The organism is Pseudomonas sp. C 49-2 (genome assembly GCF_003970195.1).
Taxonomy (GTDB): domain Bacteria; phylum Pseudomonadota; class Gammaproteobacteria; order Pseudomonadales; family Pseudomonadaceae; genus Aquipseudomonas; species Aquipseudomonas canadensis.
This window is the reverse complement of the sequence record NZ_RXYG01000001.1, coordinates 1-17,388: the sequence shown is the minus strand read 5'-3', so window position 1 is coordinate 17,388 and position 17,388 is coordinate 1. Positions and strand designations below refer to the sequence as shown.

Here is a 17,388-nt window from a genome sequence, read left to right as displayed (position 1 = left end):
GGTCAGTTTTAACTGACTTCGCGGGCCATAGTACGTTCAGGGCGAATGTGTGATGTCGGCAATATCTTCGGCGGAGAGCGCGCCGGTGTCGGACGTTTCCAACACTACATAAGCACTGCTGCAAAACAACGAGTTGAGGCGTTTCATGTCCGCAATCAGCTCCAGGTGTAGGGAGCTGGTCTCCAGGCTCTGTACGATTTTTCTCTGCAGGCGACTCACGTGCGCGTGGGCCAGGCGGCGTTCCTGGGCGCGGAATCGGCGTTTTTCGCGCAGCAATTGGCGGGCACTTTCCGGGTCGGCGCTGAGGAACACCGACAGGCCCAGGCGCAGGTTGGCGATCAACTGACTGTGCAGCCCAGTGAGTTCTTCCAGGCCCACTTCCGAGAACTGGCGACGCTGGGAAGTTTTCTGCTGCTGAACTTTGCGCAGCATGCGTTCGATCAGGTCGCCGGCCAGTTTCAGGTTGATCGACAGCTCGATGATTTCGGCCCAGCGCCGGCTGTCCTGTTCACTGAGGTCTTCGCGGGGCATTTGCGCCAGGTAGAGCTTGATCGCGCTGTACAGCGATTCGACGTCGTCGCTGAGGCTGCGCATTTCCTGGGTGATGGCGGTCTGTTTGCCGCGCAGCACCTCCTGCATGGCGGTCAGCATGTTGTCGATCAGGTCGCCCAGGCGCAGGGTTTCACGGGCGGCGTTGGCCAGGGCCAGGCTTGGGGTGCTGAGTGCCGTCAGGTCCAGATGGCGCGGCTTGGCTTTGCCGTTGACCTCTTCACGCTCGGGCAGCAGCCAGGCGCACAGTTTTGCCATCGGGCCGATGGTGGGCAACAGGATCAAGCAACGGCTCACGTTGTAGAGCAGGTGGAAGGTGATGACCATGCCTTGGGCGCTGTAGTCCAAGCCATCCATCCACAGCACCAGCGGGTCCAGCACAGGAATGATCAGCAACAGGCCGATCAATTTGTACAGCAGGCTGCCCAGCGCGACCTGGCGCCCGGCCGCGTTCTGCATGCTGGTACTGAGGAAGGCCAACACGCCGCTGCCGATGTTGGCGCCGATCACCAGGCCGATCGCGACATGCAAGCCGATCACGCCTGCGCCGGCCAGAGTCGCGGTCAGTAGGACAGCGGCCAGGCTGGAGTAGGAAATCATCGCGAACAAGGCGCCGACCAGGGCGTCGAGCAAGATGTCGCCGGTCAACGATGCGAACAACACTTTCACGCCTTGGGCGTGGGTGATGGGGCCGGCGGCTTCCACGATCAGTTGCAGCGCGAGGATGATCAGCCCGAGGCCGATCCCCACGCGTCCCAACTGCCCTGCCCGCGTTTGCTTGCGCGACAGGAAGAAAATCACCCCAAGAAAAATCAGCAGCGGCGACAGCCAGGACAAATCGAACGTCAGCACCCGCGCCATCAACGCAGTACCGACATCCGCCCCGAGCATGGTCGCCAGGGCGGGCATCAGGCCCATCAGGCCCTGGCCGACGAAGGAGGTCACCAGCATCGCCGTGGCGTTGCTGCTCTGCACCATGGCCGTCACCAGGATACCGGCGATAAACGCCAGCCAGCGCTTGGACATGTTCTGCCCGATGACTTGGCGCAAGTTGGAACCGTAGACCCGCAGGATGCCGGTACGGACGATGTGCGTGCCCCAGATAAGCAGGGTCACGGCGGAAAGCAGATTGAGCAAGGTCAGCATGCTCGGCCCCCCGTGTGGGTGCGCTCTAAAGTGAGCGAATGAAAGTTGCCGCGTGCCGCTCTACGTCTTGTACTTAAGCTGTAGTTGGCGAATGGGCTCTGCGCCAGCATCGCATAGCTAAAGTGGGGATTGAAACAAAACTGTCATGAAATCAACTTTTTGTGGATGCAAAAAAGGGGCTTAAAAAGCCCCTTTTTGTCTGGCTCGGGTTTATTGACCCGGAATGTCTTTGCGCAGTTTCACCGGATCCTGCTGTTTTTTCTTTTTCGCGATGGCGGTGCGCATCTTGATGTTCACCGCTTCCACCGCCAGCGAGAACGCCATGGCGAAGTAGACGTAGCCTTTTGGCACGTGCACATCGAAGGATTCCGCGATCAGCACGGTACCCACGACCAGCAGGAACGACAGCGCCAGCATTTTCAGCGACGGGTGCTTGTCGATGAACTCGCTGATGGTGCCAGCAGCCAACATCATCACCAATACCGCCACGACAATCGCCGCGACCATGACCGGAACATGGGACACCATGCCGACAGCGGTGATGACCGAGTCCAGGGAGAACACGATGTCGATGATCGCGATCTGGATGATGGTGTAGATGAACTTGCCACCGGCGCCCTTCGGCTCGTCGTGGGTTTCGTCTTCACCTTCAAGCGCGTGGTACATCTCCTGGGAGCTTTTCCACAGCAGGAACAGGCCACCGAAGAACAGGATCAGGTCGCGACCGGAAATGCCTTGGCCGAAGACCACAAAGAGGTCGGCGGTCAGTTGCATCACCCAGGTGATCGACAGCAGCAACAGAATGCGCGTGACCATGGCCAGCGCCAGGCCGAAGATCCGGGTGCGCGCCTGCATATGCTTGGGCATGCGGCTGACCAGGATCGAAATCATGATGATGTTATCGATGCCCAGGACGATCTCGAGGGCCGTCAGGGTGAAGAAGGCAATCCAGATCTCCGGATTGGTCAGCCATTCCATGTGTATTCCTTTGAGCGAGTGTTAAACCGCGCAAGCTGCAGCGCCGCGCGGTTGGGTGTTTGGATTATAGAGTGCTGAACAGCGGAATAATCCCCATCAGCAAAGCGGCGACCATTATGCACAGGCACACCAGCACTGCCCACTTGAGGGTAAAGCGCTGGTGATCGCCAAACTCGATACCGGCCAAAGCGACCAGCAGGTAGGTCGAGGGTACGAGCGGGCTCAACAGGTGCACAGGTTGGCCGACGATCGACGCACGTCCCATTTCTGCCGCAGTGATGCCGTAGTGGCTGGCGGCTTCGGCGAGTACTGGCAATACGCCGTAGTAGAACGCATCGTTGGACATGAAGAACGTAAACGGCATGCTCACTAGCGCGGTGATCACGGCCAGGTACGGGCCCAGCGCGTCAGGGATAACGGCCAGCAGACTCTTGGACATGGCATCGACCATGCCGGTGCCCGACAGGATGCCGGTGAAGATACCGGCCGCGAAGATCAGCCCCACCACCGCCAATACGCTGCCGGAGTGGGCGGCGACGCGGTCTTTCTGCATCTGCAGGCACGGGTAGTTGACGATCATCGCGATACTGAACGCCACCATGAATAGCACCGGCAGCGGCAACAGGCCGGCGATCAACGTGCACATCAGGGCGAACGTCAGCGCGCCGTTGAACCAGATCAGTTTCGGGCGACGAGCGTCCGGGAATTGCGACACGCTGATTTCGCTGTGGTCGATCTCGTCGCCTTGCAGGTGCAATTCACCCAGGCGTGCACGTTCGCGCAGGCCGTACATGTAGGCGATCACCAGGATTGCGACGACGCCGGCGGCCATGGCCGGGATCATCGGTACGAAAATGTCCGACGGGTCCACATGCAACGCACTGGCGGCGCGGGCGGTCGGGCCACCCCAAGGGGTCATGTTCATCACGCCACCGGCGAGGATGATCAAGCCAGCCATGATCCGCGGGCTCATGCCGATGCGCTGGTACAGCGGCAGCATGGCGGCCACGCAGATCATGTAGGTGGTAGCGCCGTCACCGTCGAGGGACACCACCAGGGCCAGCACGGCGGTGCCGACCGAGACTTTCAGCGGGTCGCCCTTGACCATCTTGAGGATCTTACGCACGGCCGGGTCGAACAGGCCGGAGTCGATCATCAGGGCAAAGTAGAGAATGGCGAACATCAGCATCACGCCGGTCGGCGCGAGCTTGGTGATGCCCGCGAGCATCATCGGGCCGATCTCCGGCGCGAAACCGCCGAACAGCGCGAACAGGATCGGCACGATGATCAGGGCGATCAGCGCGGATAGGCGCTTGGTCATGATCAGGAACATGAACGTGATGACCATGGCAAAGCCAAGGAAAGTCAGCATAGGAATACTCCAGGCGTAGCGCGGCTAGGGAATGGCGAACCGAGGGGGTCAGCGCAGAACGAAAGGCACGAGGCGTACGGGTGGAGTTGGGGCGAACAGGCGGGTACGAGCGGACATCGGGAATCACCATTGTTGTTGTTAACAGCCGGTCTGTTGCCGGCAGTGGGGGCGATCCTAGACGGGTAAGCTTTCAGCCAGCTTTCGCTGACAAAACAGACGATGGAGGGTAGGTATATGGTCTTCAGGTTTGCACAGACCAAATGTGGGAGCTGGCTTGCCTGCGATAGCATCACCTCGGTTCAACTGAACGACCGAGGTGTCTGCATCGCCGGCAAGCCCGCTCCTACAGATTCTGCGGCGGGGTTTCAGGGCAGTTCCAGGCCGCCTGCCGCCTTGTGCAAGGCCCGCAAATGCTCGCCTACCTGCTTGAGGTTGGCTTCGCAGGCGGCAATCTCGGCGGAGCGCGAGGGGTCCAGCAGCGCCCTCACCTCTTTATCCAGCTCGCCAGTCAGTGATTGCAGTTGCTTCTGGCGCTCGGCGCTTTCCGATTCCAGGCGCTTGGCTTCCGAAGGCTGCGGCAGGCCGTAGCCGCCGCTGCCCAAGAGTTCTGCCGGACGGCTGAGGAAGCCGCTGTTGGCAAGGATCTGTTGCAGCGTAGCGTTGGCTTTCTCCATGCCGCCGTTTTTCAGCTCGCGGGCGCCGAGGTAGCGTTGTTTGACTTCGTCCTGGGCCAGCATCAACTGCTTGCGAAAACTCGCCTGTTCAAGCAGCAGCAATGCGGCGCTGGTGCGCAGATCGGCCTGGCCGAACCACTGGCGGCGCTCCTCTGCGCTGAGGGACAGCCAGTCTTCGACCTGGGTCTGCTGGATCGGCAGATGCTTGCGCAGTACATCGAACATCGCTTGGTAGCGTTCGCGGAAGGAGTCGAAGTGATAGCCCAGGCGTAACGCCCGGCGTTTGTCGTCCAGTACGCTGGTGTCGGCCAGGCCACGAGCACTCAACACCTCAAGCAAACCGTTGGGGGTTATGTTGTCCAGGCCGGTCAGTTGCGGGTTGGCGCTGCCACTGCGTAACAGTTTCAGGCTCTCCACCGCACAGTTGTTGGAAATGAAGAAGTAATTACCGTCGTAGCTCCAGTGCATCTCGGCGGCATGCTCGACGGTGTCGTTGATTTCCTGGCGGGTCAGTTTCAACGGCACGGAGGCCAGGCCGCGCAACTCGGTCTTGGTGTACTCGTCGATCACTTGCGCCAACGGCAGGACAAACAGGCGCGACGGGTATTTGCCGACCAGGCCGTCCCAGCTCGACAGCTGTACGTCACCGACAAACGCGCGGTAGGACAATACTAGGTGCTGGTCCAGATCCAGCCGACAATCCGGACCACGCGGACGGCCTGGCGCGCAGATCACCAGGCGCAACATGCTGTGGCCCCAGCGGCTCACCAGGTTTTGATTGGCTTCGGCCAGCAGGTAGTCGATTTCGTAGACGCGCTCCGGGTCGACATGGCCCAGCGGCGTCTTGGCGAAATCGTTGCCGGCGTTCAGGAACGCATAGGTGTTGGCGCAGGTTTCTTGGTTCGGCGGCGCCCAGCCAAAGTGTTCTTTGTAATAACGGAACAGCGAGGGACGGCGGCAGGCGTAGCTCTGGTCAAGCAGGAAGTACTCCATGTTGACTGCGACGAATTCCAAGGGGCTGGTGGTTTCGTAGATGTCCGGGCTGCGTGCGACCTGATGGTTGTTCTGTTCGCGTTCGCCACGACGACCGACGTATTGCGGCCAGCCGGCAAGGTCCAGCAGGCGCGGGTCATCGCTGAGGGTAAAACGTCGGCCATTCTGGCCACGGCATTGATCAGGCAGGCCGATCAGGCCGGTGAGATTGTTCTGGCGGCTGCAGCGGTTGATCAGTGCGCGGTCTGCTTTGGACCACAGGCGTGCACGGTCATAAATGTGGGTCAGCTCATGCAGCACGGTGGCGAGCATTTCGCGGCGCACGGTGCCGTGGGGGCGATTGGTCTTCTGGGTGGCGGCGCTGCCGTCGGTCAGGCTGGCGAGCAAGTTGCGGTTGAGGTCCAGCTCGGACACCAGGGAGGCTTGCCCGTAGGCGTTCTCGGGCATCTTGTCGGTCCAGCCGACATCGATGCGCCGGTCCAACTGCTCGATGAAGCTAGGCGGTAAAGCGCGCATCGCTTCGTCGAGCAACGCCTGGCTGGCCTGCTGTTCAGCCGGGCTCAAGCCATCGGTCTTGAGCCGCAGTTGCAGGCCGGCTTGGGCTGCGCTGGCGCACAGCAGCACAACCCCGGCCAGGAGCCAGGCGGCAATTCGCCTCACAGTGCGAGGATAGCTTCGGCGAGGGTCTGGTCACTGGCGTCGCGGGCTTCCGGCAGACGTGTGCGCAGGGTGTCGAAGGCGGCTTCCAGGCGTGCGCCACGGATTTCGCCGTTGGTGGCGACGAAGCTGGCAGCGTCGTCGTGGGCTTCGCGCACGACTTTGGAGTCGCGTATGGAGGTGGTGGTGTCCGAGGTGAAATCAATGGTGCGACCAGAGGCGCGAACAATGATGTTACTGGTGGCCACCAGGGTCTGTGCCTGGGCAACGTCGGCCAATAACAGCAGGCCAAGGGCGGCGGCGATCAGCGGGCTACGCATGAGATGACTCCAATGAAAAAGATGGAATACAAAGATGATTATTGGACGAGAATTGCTTGCGCCAGTTCAAGGTCGCTGGCGTTAAGTTTTGGTTGGCTGCGGCGCAGATAATCCAGCGCGGATTCCAGCCGTGCGCCCCGCCATTGGCCGTCAGTGGCGATAAACGCAGCCGCGTCGTCCTGGGCGGCCATAATCACTTTTCTGTCGAAGGGCGCGGACGTCACCTTGCTGGTGGCGTACGCACTGGCGACGGTGCTTTGGGTGCTCAGGTCGAAAGCCGAAGCCACGGGCGACCAGGCGCCACAAAGCAATAGTGGAACTATTAAAAGGCGGTATGAAAAAGCCATGGGACTCGACAACTTAAAACGAGCGCCAAGGCTAGCGTAATGCCCGGGCGAGAGCCAGCGCCCAGGCATCAGCCCTGTATTCAGATCGCCAGGATGGCCTGGGCCAACTGTGCGTCAGTCGCGGTGTTCAACTGCGGCGCTTGTTGGCGAATCTGTGCCAGGGCACTTTCCAGTTTCACACCACGGATGGCGCCTTCACTGGCAACAAAGCTGGCGGCGTCGTCACGGGCGGCGCGCACGACTTTATTGTCGCGCAGGGACGAGGTGGCATCGGAAGTAGCGTCGGAGGTGGCTTTAAGCGCGCCGACGATGGAGTCGGTGGTCACGATGAAGCTGGTCGCGTTGGCGTTGGCAGCCAGGGCCAACAGGGCGGCGGCACTCAGCAGGCGAAGACGGGACATGGGATGACTCCTGTAGATGAACGGATAAGGTGGCGCAGGGCAGCCATTGGGGATCAGACGCCCGTACTACGCGGTTCGCCACGTGGTGACTGGATATTAAGCCGCCGTTTATCCGTTCGGGAAGCGTCTTGACTGCCTAGTCACGCCAGAACGGTTTGGACAGCTCGTTCATTCGGTCGCCAGGGCTGATGCCCAGGTCGGACAGTTCACGGCTATCAAGCTGAGACAGTTGGCGCCGTTCATAGGCCTGGCGTAGCCATTTGGCGAGGATCGAAGCGGCTCGACTTAACAACCGCTTATAGCTGTGGGATGGCGTGTCCATGGCGTGCACCTTTCATGAGGTCTTGGAACACCATGTTCAGCGAGAGGATGTGACCGATACAGATACACTGGAGTTAAATTGTACTGCTTAACTGTTGTATTTTTTAAACTGTACCTGTCCACGAATTGTGTCACTGTTTTCCCGTTGAAAACCCATACCCCGAAAACAACAAAGCCCGCCTCCGGTTTCCCGGGGCGGGCTTTGCTTTGACAAATCAGGGTGCTGGCGGTGGACCCGGTAGGTCAGGGCCAGCGAGCGCTAAATCAGCGCCAGAACGGCTTGCTCAGCTCTTCGTAGCGTTGAGCTTCGCTGATGCCTGCGTCAGCCAGCAGACGCGAATCCAGACGAGCCAGTTGGTGGCGGCTGGAGATGCGGCGCTGCCACAACATCAGGTTGGCGATAACGCGCAGAGGCAGGGAGGCCTGGGTGTTTACAGCTTTTTCTTCGAAGAACAGATCGGAACTGAGTGTACGTTCCATGATGACATCCTTCCGCTTGTGGCGGGATTAGGTAGTGGTTTAACTGACGCCAATGATCCTCTTCCGACGCAAGACTCTCTAGATACAGTTCACCTGTATTGTGAGGGGCCAGTTAACTGTTTATGGGTGCTGTACTGTACAGAAATGAGGCAACTGTACCTATCTGCACTGAAGTGGTGCGAAACTGGTGTTTTCGAGGTGATGTGTGGGATATTTCGGTAGGAAATGACCGGTACAGCAGTACAGTTTTTTGCAGGAGTGGCGTTGAGAATGCCGGGCTGATGAAACTGTTTTTGCATCAGCCCGGATCTGTATCAATCACGCCTTGAGCATATGCCCGGTTTCTTCCAGGTTGATGTGCCAGCTCAGTGCTTCGCGCAGGATGTGGGGCGTATGCCCGCCGACGGCGCAAGCAGCGTTGAAGTAACTGTTCAGGGCATCGCGATAGGCAGGGTGCACACAGTTATCGATGATCACCCGCGCTCGTTCCCGTGGCGCCAGGCCACGCAGGTCGGCAAGCCCAACTTCGGTGACCAGGATATCGACGTCATGCTCGGTGTGGTCCACATGGCTGACCATCGGCACCACGCTGGAAATCGCCCCGCCTTTAGCAATGGATTTGGTAACAAAGATCGCCAGGTGCGCATTGCGCGCGAAATCCCCGGAGCCGCCAATACCATTCATCATCCGCGTGCCGCAGACATGGGTGGAGTTGACGTTGCCGTAGATGTCGAACTCCAGCGCGGTGTTGATGCCGATGATGCCCAGGCGACGCACCACTTCCGGATGGTTGGAGATCTCTTGCGGGCGCAGCACCAGTTTGTCCTTGTACTTCTCCAGGTTGCCGAATACGTCGGCATTGCGCCGTTCTGACAAGGTGATCGAGCTGCCCGAAGCAAAGCTCAGCTTGCCCGCGTCGATCAGGTCGAAGGTCGAATCCTGCAACACTTCCGAATACATGGTCAGGTCTTCGAACGGCGATTCGATCAAGCCACACATTACTGCATTGGCGATATTGCCGATGCCGGCCTGCAACGGGCCGAGTTTGTTGGTCATGCGGCCGGCGTCGACTTCCTGCTTGAGGAAATTGATCAGGTGATTGGCGATGCCTTGGGTGTCGCTGTCGGGTGGCGTCACGGTCGAGGCGGAATCGGCCTGGTTGGTGATGACGATGGCGGCGATCTTTTCCGGTGGGATCGGAATAGCAGTGCTGCCAATCCGGTCATCGACCTTCACCAGCGGGATCGGCGTACGGGTTGGCCGGTACGTCGGGATATAAATGTCGTGCAGCCCTTCCAGGTTCGGGTTGTGCGCCAGGTTGATCTCGACGATCACCTGCTTGGCGAAAATCGCAAAGCTGGCCGAGTTGCCCACAGACGTGGTGGGCACAATATGGCCTTGCTCAGTGATCGCGACCGCTTCAATCACCGCAATATCCGGTAGCTTGAGCTGATTGTTGCGCAGCTGCTCGACGGTTTCCGACAGGTGCTGGTCGATAAACATCACTTCGCCGGCGTTGATCGCCTTGCGCAAGGTGCTGTCGACCTGGAACGGCATGCGTCGCGACAGTACGCCCGCTTCGGTCAGTTGCTTGTCCAGGTCATTTCCCAGGCTGGCGCCGGTCATCAGGGTGATTTTCAGCGGCGAGGTCTTGGCGCGTTCGGCCAGAGCGTGGGGGACGGCCTTGGCTTCACCGGCACGGGTGAAGCCGCTCATGCCGACGGTCATGCCGTCCTCGATCAGTGCGGCGGCGTCTGCCGCGCTCATGACCTTGTTCAACAACGAAGGCAAGCGGATACGATCACGGTACATGGATTGTTATCTCAGGCTACGGAAGCAAGGTGCGCAGTTTAGTGATTTCAAAAAAATTCGGCCCGCTACCATGGTCGAATGCCAGGCAGCGATTTAGAGCCTTTGGTCGGGTTTCATGAGGTAATAAAAAACCCCAGCCTACAGGAGGCCGGGGTTTCGAGTATTGCGCTGAAGCAGTGTTACTCGACGGCTTTGACCATGTCTTCGATGACCTTCTTGGCATCACCGAAGACCATCATGGTCTTGTCCAGGTAGAACAGCTCGTTGTCCAAGCCGGCGTAGCCGCTGGCCATTGAGCGTTTGTTGACGATGATCGTCTTGGCCTTGAAGGCTTCGAGAATCGGCATGCCCGCGATCGGTGAGTTCGGATCGTTCTTGGCGGCCGGGTTGACCACGTCGTTCGCGCCCAGTACCAGCACCACGTCGGCCTGGCCGAACTCGGAGTTGATGTCTTCCATCTCGAACACCTGGTCGTAAGGCACTTCGGCCTCGGCGAGCAGGACGTTCATGTGCCCTGGCATACGGCCGGCCACTGGGTGGATCGCGTACTTCACGGTGACGCCGTGGTGGGTCAGCTTCTCGGTCAGTTCCTTGAGCGCATGTTGTGCACGTGCTACGGCCAGGCCGTAACCCGGGACGATGATCACGGTATCGGCGTTGGTCAGCAGGAAGGTCGCGTCGTCAGCCGAGCCCGATTTGACCGGGCGTGCTTCTTTAGAGCCCGCCGCTGCACCGGCATCCGGCGCATTGCCGAAACCGCCGAGCAGTACATTAAAGAAGGAACGGTTCATCGCCTTGCACATGATGTACGACAGAATCGCGCCGCTGGAGCCCACCAGAGAGCCGGCGATGATCAGCATCGAGTTGTTCAGCGAAAAACCGATGCCCGCCGCTGCCCAGCCGGAGTAGCTGTTGAGCATCGAGACGACCACAGGCATGTCCGCACCGCCGATAGGGATGATGATCAGCACGCCAAGCACGAAGGCCAGGGCCAGCATCAGCGCGAAGGCGGTGAGGTTGCCGGTGAACATGAACGCCAGGCCCAGGCCCAGCGTAGCGAGGCCGAGCACAAGGTTCAGTTTGTGCTGGCCGCCGAACTGTACCGGTGCGCCCTGGAACAGGCGGAACTTGTACTTGCCGGACAATTTGCCGAAGGCGATCACCGAACCGGAGAAGGTAATGGCACCGATGGCCGCGCCGAGGAACAGTTCCAGGCGGTTACCGGCAGGAATCGAGTCGCCCAGGTGTTTGACGATGCCCAGGGACTGCGGCTCGACCACCGCGGCAATCGCGATGAACACTGCAGCCAGGCCGATCATGCTGTGCATGAACGCTACCAGTTCAGGCATCTTGGTCATTTCTACGCGCTTGGCCATGATCGAGCCGGCGGTGCCGCCGATCAGCAGGCCAACGATTACGTATCCAATGCCTGCGGTAGCCAACTCAGCGCCCAGCTTATAGATGAGGCCCACGGTGGTGAGCACCGCCAGCGCCATGCCGAGCATGCCGAACAGGTTGCCGCGTCGCGACGTGGTGGGGTGCGACAGGCCCTTGAGAGCCTGGATGAAGCAGATCGACGCGATCAAGTAGAGCGTCGTGACGAGATTCATGCTCATTACTTAGGCGCCTCTTCTTTTACTTTCGGGGCTTTCTTCTTGAACATCTCAAGCATTCTGCGGGTGACCAGGAAGCCGCCGAACACGTTGACTGCGGCGAGTGCCACGGCCAGGGTGCCCATAGTCTTGCCCAGTGGCGTGACAGTGAGGGCCGCAGCCAGCATGGCGCCGACGATCACGATCGCGGAAATGGCGTTGGTTACCGCCATCAATGGTGTGTGCAGCGCGGGGGTAACGTTCCAGACCACGTGGTAACCGACATAAATCGCCAGCACAAAGATGATCAGGTTGTAGATACCGGGGGAGATAAGCTCTTCCATCGTCTGAATCCCTGCTTAGGCGTTTTTGCGGATGACTTGGCCGTCGCGGCACATCAGGCACGCGGCGACGATGTCGTCTTCGAGGTTGATTTCAAACTGCCCTTCCTTGGTGAAGACCAGCTTCAGGAAGTCCAGCAGGTTGCGCGCGTACAAGGCTGACGCATCGGCGGCGACAGCGCCGGCGAGGTTGGTCGGGCCGCAAATGATCACGCCGTTCTCGACGACCACCTGGTCGGCAACTGTCAGAGGGCAGTTGCCACCTTGGGCAGCGGCAAGGTCGATCACCACGGAGCCGGGCTTCATCTGTGCGACGGTTTCGGCGCTGAGCAAGGTCGGCGCTTTGCGGCCGGGAATCAGGGCGGTGGTAATGACAATGTCGGCCTGCTTGGCGCGTTCGTGCACGGCCAGGGCCTGGCGTTGCATCCAACTGGTCGGCATTGGGCGGGCGTAGCCGCCGACACCGACGGCGCATTCGCGCTCTTCATCGGTCTCGTAAGGCACGTCGACAAACTTGGCGCCGAGGGATTCGATCTGCTCTTTAACGGCCGGGCGTACGTCAGACGCTTCGATCACTGCACCGAGGCGTTTCGCGGTGGCGATGGCTTGCAGGCCTGCAACGCCGGCGCCGAGGATCAGCACGCGTGCGGCCTTCACGGTGCCTGCGGCGGTCATCAGCATCGGCATGAAGCGCGGGTAGTGATGAGCGGCAAGCAGCACGGCTTTATAGCCGGCAATGTTGGCCTGGGACGACAGCACGTCGAGGCTTTGAGCGCGCGAGGTCCGCGGCGCAGCTTCGAGGGCAAAGGCGGTGATGCCGCGCTCCGCGAGCTTGGCGATGGTTTCGTTACTGAACGGGTTGAGCATGCCCACCAATACGGTGCCGCTTTTGATCAGCGCAAGTTCGCTGTCGCTGGGGGCTACCACCTTGAGGATCAGCTCGGCGCCAAACGCATCGTTGGCACTGCCAATGGTTGCGCCTGCCGTTTCATAGGCACTGTCGACGACGCTGGCTTTGATGCCGGCTCCGCTTTGTACAGTGACCTTATGGCCCTGGCCGATCAGCTTCTTGATGGTTTCCGGGGTGGCAGCCACCCGCGTTTCACCGGTCTGGGTTTCGAGAGGAACACCAATGTGCACGTCAAATCTCCTGCATGATCTTTTTGCTTTTGATCTTTTTGTAAAAAGGCCAGTGCACCGCGAGTGGCGCAACTGGGGCGGCCGATCAGCACGATCCCGCTGAAATGACAGCGGGGCGCGGCATTTTGCAGGCGAACTTTACGGCCTTCAAGGGATTATGACGGGTGACGAAAAATTAACTACAAGTCACCCTGTGACTGATTGTCGCAACACGCTGAAATAACCTCTTCAAATACATGGGCTTAAAGGGCTGCAGGCGCTTCTGCAATCTTTTGACATCGTTGGTGTGAATAGTCGGTCATTGGCTTGTATTAGTCGCTGCAAGCCATATAGATCATGGCTTTGAGTCCTATTTTCGCCTGACAGATACAGTCTGTTGAAATGCGACATATATGTATATCTGTAGGATTGAAAATTTGCTGACTACAGAGTCAATAATGTTATTTTGACCTTTAAATACAAGGGCTGTAGCGCTGTGACTGGTCGATCAGCCAGTCCCTGAATGCGTGTAATGAAGCGGATTCGACCTTTCTGTCAGGAATCATCAAGTAATAGGCCTTCGAACTGCTCAGTGCTTCGGGGCTTGTGATCACCAGTTGGCCGTCCTCTAGTTCGCGTTGAATGAGGAAGGGCGGGATCAGCGCGATCCCCATGTCATGCATGGCGGCCTGAGACAACATCGAGAATAGCTCGTAACGGGGGCCTGTCATGTCGCGAGGTACGCTCAGCTGCTGGGCGTTGAACCACTGGCGCCACGCGTAAGGTCTCGTCGTTTGCTGCAGGAGGGGCAGTTCTGCGATTTCCTGGGGGCTGAGTTGCGTGCTGTTACCAAGCAGTCGCGGGCTGCACACAGGGACAGGATTCTCTCCCATCAGGCGGTGCGATTCCGTACCGGACCAATCGGCATCGCCGAAGTAGATGGCGGCGTCGAATTCGGTATCGGCAAACAGGAAGGGCCGTGTTCGGTTCGTCAGGTTGACCGTGACCTCAGGATGTTGGCGTTGGAAATCCTTGAGGCGAGGGATCAGCCACTGAGTACCAAATGTCGGGACCACGGCCAACTCGATGGTGTTAGCGCCCTGCTGACCCATGACGGAAAGCGTGTCGCGCTCCACCGCATCCAGTTGCGTGGCTACGCGGCGGCTGTATGACAGCCCTGCTTCCGTCAGTTTTACCCCTCGGCGTGAGCGACGAAACAGCTCGACACTCAAAAACTCCTCAAGGCTGGCGATCTGTCGACAGATGGCGCCTTGAGTGATCGAAAGCTCGTGTGCGGCCTTGGTAAAGCTTTCGTGGCGGGCCGCCGCTTCAAAACTGACCAAGGCGGTAGTACTGGGAATTTTTCTGCGCATATACCGTGTCCTCACATGTAAAGCGCATATGCGCGCTTTTTGGCGGTTTCGAAGTGAGAAATTAGCACAACCCTATGCGGAAACCTCGTTTGCTCCGAGCGCTTGTCGCGCCTAGGCTGGTTCCACGACATCCGTTTCTTTCCGCGAGGACTTATTCATGGCTGGCAAGGCAAGCTTCAACTGGATCGATCCACTGCTGCTGGATCAACAGCTCACCGAAGAAGAGCGCATGGTGCGCGACAGTGCCGAGCAGTTCGCCCAGGACAAGCTGGCGCCGCGCGTGCTTGAAGCCTTTCGCCATGAAAAGACCGACCCTGCGATTTTTCGCGAGATGGGCGAGACCGGTTTGCTCGGTGCGATGATTCCTGAGCAGTACGGCGGCAGTGGCTTGAATTACGTCAGTTATGGGTTGATCGCGCGCGAAGTGGAGCGCGTCGACTCCGGCTATCGCTCGATGATGAGTGTGCAGTCTTCGCTGGTGATGGTGCCGATCAACGAGTTCGGCACCGAGGCGCAGAAACAGAAGTACTTGCCGAAGTTGGCGTCTGGGGAATGGATCGGCTGTTTCGGCCTGACCGAGCCCAATCATGGGTCTGATCCAGGTGCTATGATTACCCGGGCTCGAAAAGTGGACGGCGGTTACAGCTTGACGGGCGCGAAGATGTGGATCACCAACAGCCCGATCGCGGATGTGTTTGTGGTGTGGGGCAAGGACGACGCCGGTGACATCCGTGGCTTTGTCTTGGAGAAAGGCTGGAAGGGCCTGAGTGCGCCGGCGATTCATGGCAAAGTCGGGCTTCGCGCTTCTATCACCGGTGAAATCGTCATGGACAATGTGTTCGTGCCGGAAGAGAACATTTTTCCGGACGTGCGTGGTCTGAAGGGGCCTTTCACCTGTCTCAACTCTGCGCGTTATGGCATTTCTTGGGGGGCTTTGGGTGCTGCTGAGTTCTGCTGGCATACCGCTCGCCAATACACCCTGGATCGCCAGCAATTCGGGCGTCCATTGGCTGCAACCCAACTGATCCAGAAGAAATTGGCCGACATGCAGACCGAGATCACTCTGGCCCTGCAAGGCTGCCTGCGTCTGGGGCGTATGAAGGATGAGGGTACGGCAGCGGTTGAAATCACTTCGATCATGAAGCGCAACTCCTGTGGCAAATCCCTGGATATCGCGCGTATGGCGCGCGACATGCTCGGCGGCAACGGTATTTCCGACGAGTTCGGCGTGGCGCGCCACCTGGTCAATCTGGAGGTCGTGAATACCTATGAAGGTACTCATGACGTGCATGCTCTGATTCTGGGGCGTGCGCAAACCGGTCTTCAGGCGTTCTATTAATAGGAGCACGGCCATGGGCGCGCTTTCGCATCTGCGGGTACTGGATCTATCGCGAGTACTGGCGGGCCCCTGGTCCGGCCAGATCCTTGCGGACCTTGGGGCTGAAGTGATCAAGGTTGAGCGGCCGGGTAGCGGCGACGATACGCGCGCTTGGGGGCCGCCCTTTCTTAAGGATGCCTATGGCGAGAACACCAGTGAGGCGGCGTACTACCTGTCGGCCAATCGCAATAAGCAGTCGGTGACGATCGATTTCACGCGGCCGGAGGGGCAGGCGCTGGTGCGTGAGCTGGCGGCCAAGTCGGACATCCTCATTGAAAACTTCAAGGTGGGCGGGCTTGCCGCGTATGGGTTGGACTATGAGTCGCTCAGGGAGATCAATCCCGAGTTGATCTACTGCTCGATCACGGGCTTTGGCCAGACCGGGCCCTACGCGGCGCGGGCGGGCTATGACTTCATGATTCAGGGGTTGGGCGGCCTCATGAGCCTGACCGGTCGCCCTGAGGGGGATGACGGTGCCGGGCCAGTAAAGGTGGGTGTGGCGCTGACGGACATTCTTACGGGGCTTTACTCTACAGTGGCGATACTAGCGGCACTGGCTCATCGGGATCATGACGGTGGCGGGCAGCACATCGATATGGCGTTACTGGATGTGCAGGTGGCCTGTCTGGCCAACCAGGCGATGAATTACCTGACGACAGGGGCGTCGCCAAAGCGACTGGGTAATGCGCATCCGAATATCGTGCCCTATCAGGATTTCCCTACCGCCGACGGTGATTTCATCCTGACAGTGGGTAATGACGCGCAGTTTCGTAAGTTTGCCGAAGTGGCTGGGCAGCCACAGTGGGCGGATGATCCGCGCTTCGCTACTAATAAGGTGCGGGTAGCGAATCGAGCGGAACTGATTCCTTTGATTCGTCAGGCGACGGTGTTCAAGACGACGGCTGAGTGGGTGTCGCAGTTGGAGCGCGTGGGCGTGCCTTGTGGGCCGATCAATGACCTGGCGCAGGTGTTCGCCGACCCTCAGGTCAAGGCGCGCGGGTTGGCAATGGCGCTGCCCCATGCGTTGGCGGGGATGGTGCCTCAGGTTGCCAGTCCAATACGGTTGTCCAAGACGCCGGTGGAGTACCGCAATGCGCCTCCTCTGCTGGGTGAGCATACGGCTCAAGTGCTTCAGGATGTATTGGGGTTGGGCGCGGCGAATGTGGTTGCTCTTAAGGCGGCAGGTGTTATTTGAGTCGCATCTTCTATATAGAAGATGCTGATGGCCCTTTATTGGTGGTTTTTTAATCAATTTTAACTAATTGATAGAAAAGCAAAATCAAGGGTTGACGGCAGATTTCAGACGTCTATAATTCGCCCCACTTCCGGCGCAGTCGAAACGGAAAACTCCTTGGTAAACAATGAGTTATGTAGTTTTCGGCAGTAGGTTGCTTCAGTTCATCGAAGCCAAAAGGAAGTTGAAAAAGAGGTGTTGACAGCAGCGTGTAACGCTGTAGAATTCGCCTCCCGCTGACGAGAGATCGGAAGCGCAAGTGGTTGAAGTTGTTGAAGAAATCTTCGAAAGCTTCTGAAAA

General features: G+C 59.0%; 17 protein-coding genes. 2 read left to right on the top strand and 15 right to left on the bottom strand.

Going from position 1 to position 17,388, the window contains the following annotated elements:
* Positions 1–36: 36 nt before the first annotated feature.
* The 14 genes from EJ576_RS00080 to EJ576_RS00015 form a co-directional block, all read right to left on the bottom strand.
* Entirely contained in the window at positions 37–1,695 is a 1,659-nt protein-coding gene (locus tag EJ576_RS00080) for a Na/Pi cotransporter family protein (protein ID WP_016978808.1), read from the bottom strand.
* A 210-nt stretch (positions 1,696–1,905) separates the two neighbouring features.
* Positions 1,906–2,673, bottom strand: a complete 768-nt coding sequence (locus EJ576_RS00075; RefSeq protein WP_014716354.1) for a TerC family protein — start codon at positions 2,671–2,673, stop codon at positions 1,906–1,908.
* Positions 2,674–2,737: 64 nt separating this feature from the next.
* A complete protein-coding gene (locus tag EJ576_RS00070) occupies positions 2,738–4,045 on the bottom strand; it encodes a CitMHS family transporter (RefSeq protein WP_028618667.1) in 1,308 nt (435 codons plus the stop codon).
* Between the two features lie 365 nt (positions 4,046–4,410).
* A complete protein-coding gene (locus EJ576_RS00065; protein ID WP_122730127.1) occupies positions 4,411–6,372 on the bottom strand; it encodes a DUF4105 domain-containing protein in 1,962 nt (653 codons plus the stop codon).
* Positions 6,369–6,689 (bottom strand): DUF2388 domain-containing protein, encoded by a 321-nt coding sequence (locus tag EJ576_RS00060; protein ID WP_028618669.1) that lies wholly within the window; start codon positions 6,687–6,689, stop codon positions 6,369–6,371. Before EJ576_RS00060 ends, EJ576_RS00065 begins: the two co-directional genes overlap by 4 nt.
* A 38-nt stretch (positions 6,690–6,727) precedes the next feature.
* Positions 6,728–7,036, bottom strand: a complete 309-nt coding sequence (locus EJ576_RS00055) for a DUF2388 domain-containing protein (RefSeq protein WP_122730166.1) — start codon at positions 7,034–7,036, stop codon at positions 6,728–6,730.
* A gap of 80 nt (positions 7,037–7,116) precedes the next feature.
* A complete protein-coding gene (locus tag EJ576_RS00050; protein WP_028618671.1) occupies positions 7,117–7,437 on the bottom strand; it encodes a DUF2388 domain-containing protein in 321 nt (106 codons plus the stop codon).
* A 136-nt stretch (positions 7,438–7,573) separates the two neighbouring features.
* Complete coding sequence (locus EJ576_RS00045; RefSeq protein WP_028618672.1) at positions 7,574–7,759, bottom strand: DUF1127 domain-containing protein; 186 nt, start codon at positions 7,757–7,759, stop codon at positions 7,574–7,576.
* 263 nt (positions 7,760–8,022) lie between these two features.
* Complete coding sequence (locus tag EJ576_RS00040) at positions 8,023–8,238, bottom strand: DUF1127 domain-containing protein (protein WP_010168694.1); 216 nt, start codon at positions 8,236–8,238, stop codon at positions 8,023–8,025.
* A gap of 318 nt (positions 8,239–8,556) precedes the next feature.
* Positions 8,557–10,050, bottom strand: coding sequence for an acetyl-CoA hydrolase/transferase family protein (locus EJ576_RS00035; protein WP_028618673.1), 1,494 nt, complete (start codon positions 10,048–10,050; stop codon positions 8,557–8,559).
* 179 nt (positions 10,051–10,229) lie between these two features.
* Positions 10,230–11,666: an NAD(P)(+) transhydrogenase (Re/Si-specific) subunit beta gene (locus EJ576_RS00030; protein WP_028618674.1), complete on the bottom strand. Its 1,437-nt coding sequence runs from the start codon at positions 11,664–11,666 to the stop codon at positions 10,230–10,232.
* On the bottom strand, positions 11,666–11,986 hold the full coding sequence (locus EJ576_RS00025; protein WP_003187417.1) for an NAD(P) transhydrogenase subunit alpha: 321 nt from the start codon (positions 11,984–11,986) through the stop codon (positions 11,666–11,668). The genes EJ576_RS00030 and EJ576_RS00025 overlap by 1 nt, the downstream gene beginning before the upstream one ends.
* Positions 11,987–12,001: 15 nt before the next feature.
* Entirely contained in the window at positions 12,002–13,123 is a 1,122-nt protein-coding gene (locus EJ576_RS00020) for a Re/Si-specific NAD(P)(+) transhydrogenase subunit alpha (protein ID WP_010207879.1), read from the bottom strand.
* Positions 13,124–13,575: 452 nt separating this feature from the next.
* Positions 13,576–14,475, bottom strand: a complete 900-nt coding sequence (locus tag EJ576_RS00015; protein ID WP_164393870.1) for a LysR family transcriptional regulator — start codon at positions 14,473–14,475, stop codon at positions 13,576–13,578.
* A gap of 157 nt (positions 14,476–14,632) precedes the next feature.
* Between EJ576_RS00015 and EJ576_RS00010 the strand changes: the two genes are divergently transcribed.
* Positions 14,633–15,814 carry an acyl-CoA dehydrogenase gene (locus EJ576_RS00010; protein ID WP_003187423.1) on the top strand — a complete coding sequence of 394 codons (1,182 nt, stop codon included), beginning with the start codon at positions 14,633–14,635 and terminating at the stop codon, positions 15,812–15,814.
* 13 nt (positions 15,815–15,827) lie between these two features.
* Complete coding sequence (locus EJ576_RS00005) at positions 15,828–17,048, top strand: CaiB/BaiF CoA-transferase family protein (protein WP_122730131.1); 1,221 nt, start codon at positions 15,828–15,830, stop codon at positions 17,046–17,048.
* Between the two features lie 112 nt (positions 17,049–17,160).
* On the opposite strand, the gene EJ576_RS29860 is transcribed toward EJ576_RS00005, so the two are convergent.
* On the bottom strand, positions 17,161–17,388 hold a 228-nt coding region (locus tag EJ576_RS29860; protein WP_218570328.1), incomplete at its 5' end, for a hypothetical protein.

Excerpts from the sequence above, each read along its gene's own strand:
- EJ576_RS00070 (WP_028618667.1), bottom strand. The coding sequence starts at position 4,045 with ATGCTGACTTTCCTTGGCTTTGCCATGGTCATCACGTTCATGTTCCTG.
- EJ576_RS00010 (WP_003187423.1), top strand. The coding sequence starts at position 14,633 with ATGGCTGGCAAGGCAAGCTTCAACTGGATCGATCCACTGCTGCTGGAT.
- EJ576_RS00075 (WP_014716354.1), bottom strand. The coding sequence starts at position 2,673 with ATGGAATGGCTGACCAATCCGGAGATCTGGATTGCCTTCTTCACCCTG.
- EJ576_RS00035 (WP_028618673.1), bottom strand. The coding sequence starts at position 10,050 with ATGTACCGTGATCGTATCCGCTTGCCTTCGTTGTTGAACAAGGTCATG.
- EJ576_RS00025 (WP_003187417.1), bottom strand. The coding sequence starts at position 11,986 with ATGGAAGAGCTTATCTCCCCCGGTATCTACAACCTGATCATCTTTGTG.
- EJ576_RS00015 (WP_164393870.1), bottom strand. The coding sequence starts at position 14,475 with ATGCGCAGAAAAATTCCCAGTACTACCGCCTTGGTCAGTTTTGAAGCG.
- EJ576_RS00055 (WP_122730166.1), bottom strand. The coding sequence starts at position 7,036 with ATGGCTTTTTCATACCGCCTTTTAATAGTTCCACTATTGCTTTGTGGC.
- EJ576_RS00080 (WP_016978808.1), bottom strand. The coding sequence starts at position 1,695 with ATGCTGACCTTGCTCAATCTGCTTTCCGCCGTGACCCTGCTTATCTGG.
- EJ576_RS00050 (WP_028618671.1), bottom strand. The coding sequence starts at position 7,437 with ATGTCCCGTCTTCGCCTGCTGAGTGCCGCCGCCCTGTTGGCCCTGGCT.
- EJ576_RS00060 (WP_028618669.1), bottom strand. The coding sequence starts at position 6,689 with ATGCGTAGCCCGCTGATCGCCGCCGCCCTTGGCCTGCTGTTATTGGCC.
- EJ576_RS00005 (WP_122730131.1), top strand. The coding sequence starts at position 15,828 with ATGGGCGCGCTTTCGCATCTGCGGGTACTGGATCTATCGCGAGTACTG.
- EJ576_RS00045 (WP_028618672.1), bottom strand. The coding sequence starts at position 7,759 with ATGGACACGCCATCCCACAGCTATAAGCGGTTGTTAAGTCGAGCCGCT.
- EJ576_RS00040 (WP_010168694.1), bottom strand. The coding sequence starts at position 8,238 with ATGGAACGTACACTCAGTTCCGATCTGTTCTTCGAAGAAAAAGCTGTA.
- EJ576_RS00030 (WP_028618674.1), bottom strand. The coding sequence starts at position 11,666 with ATGAGCATGAATCTCGTCACGACGCTCTACTTGATCGCGTCGATCTGC.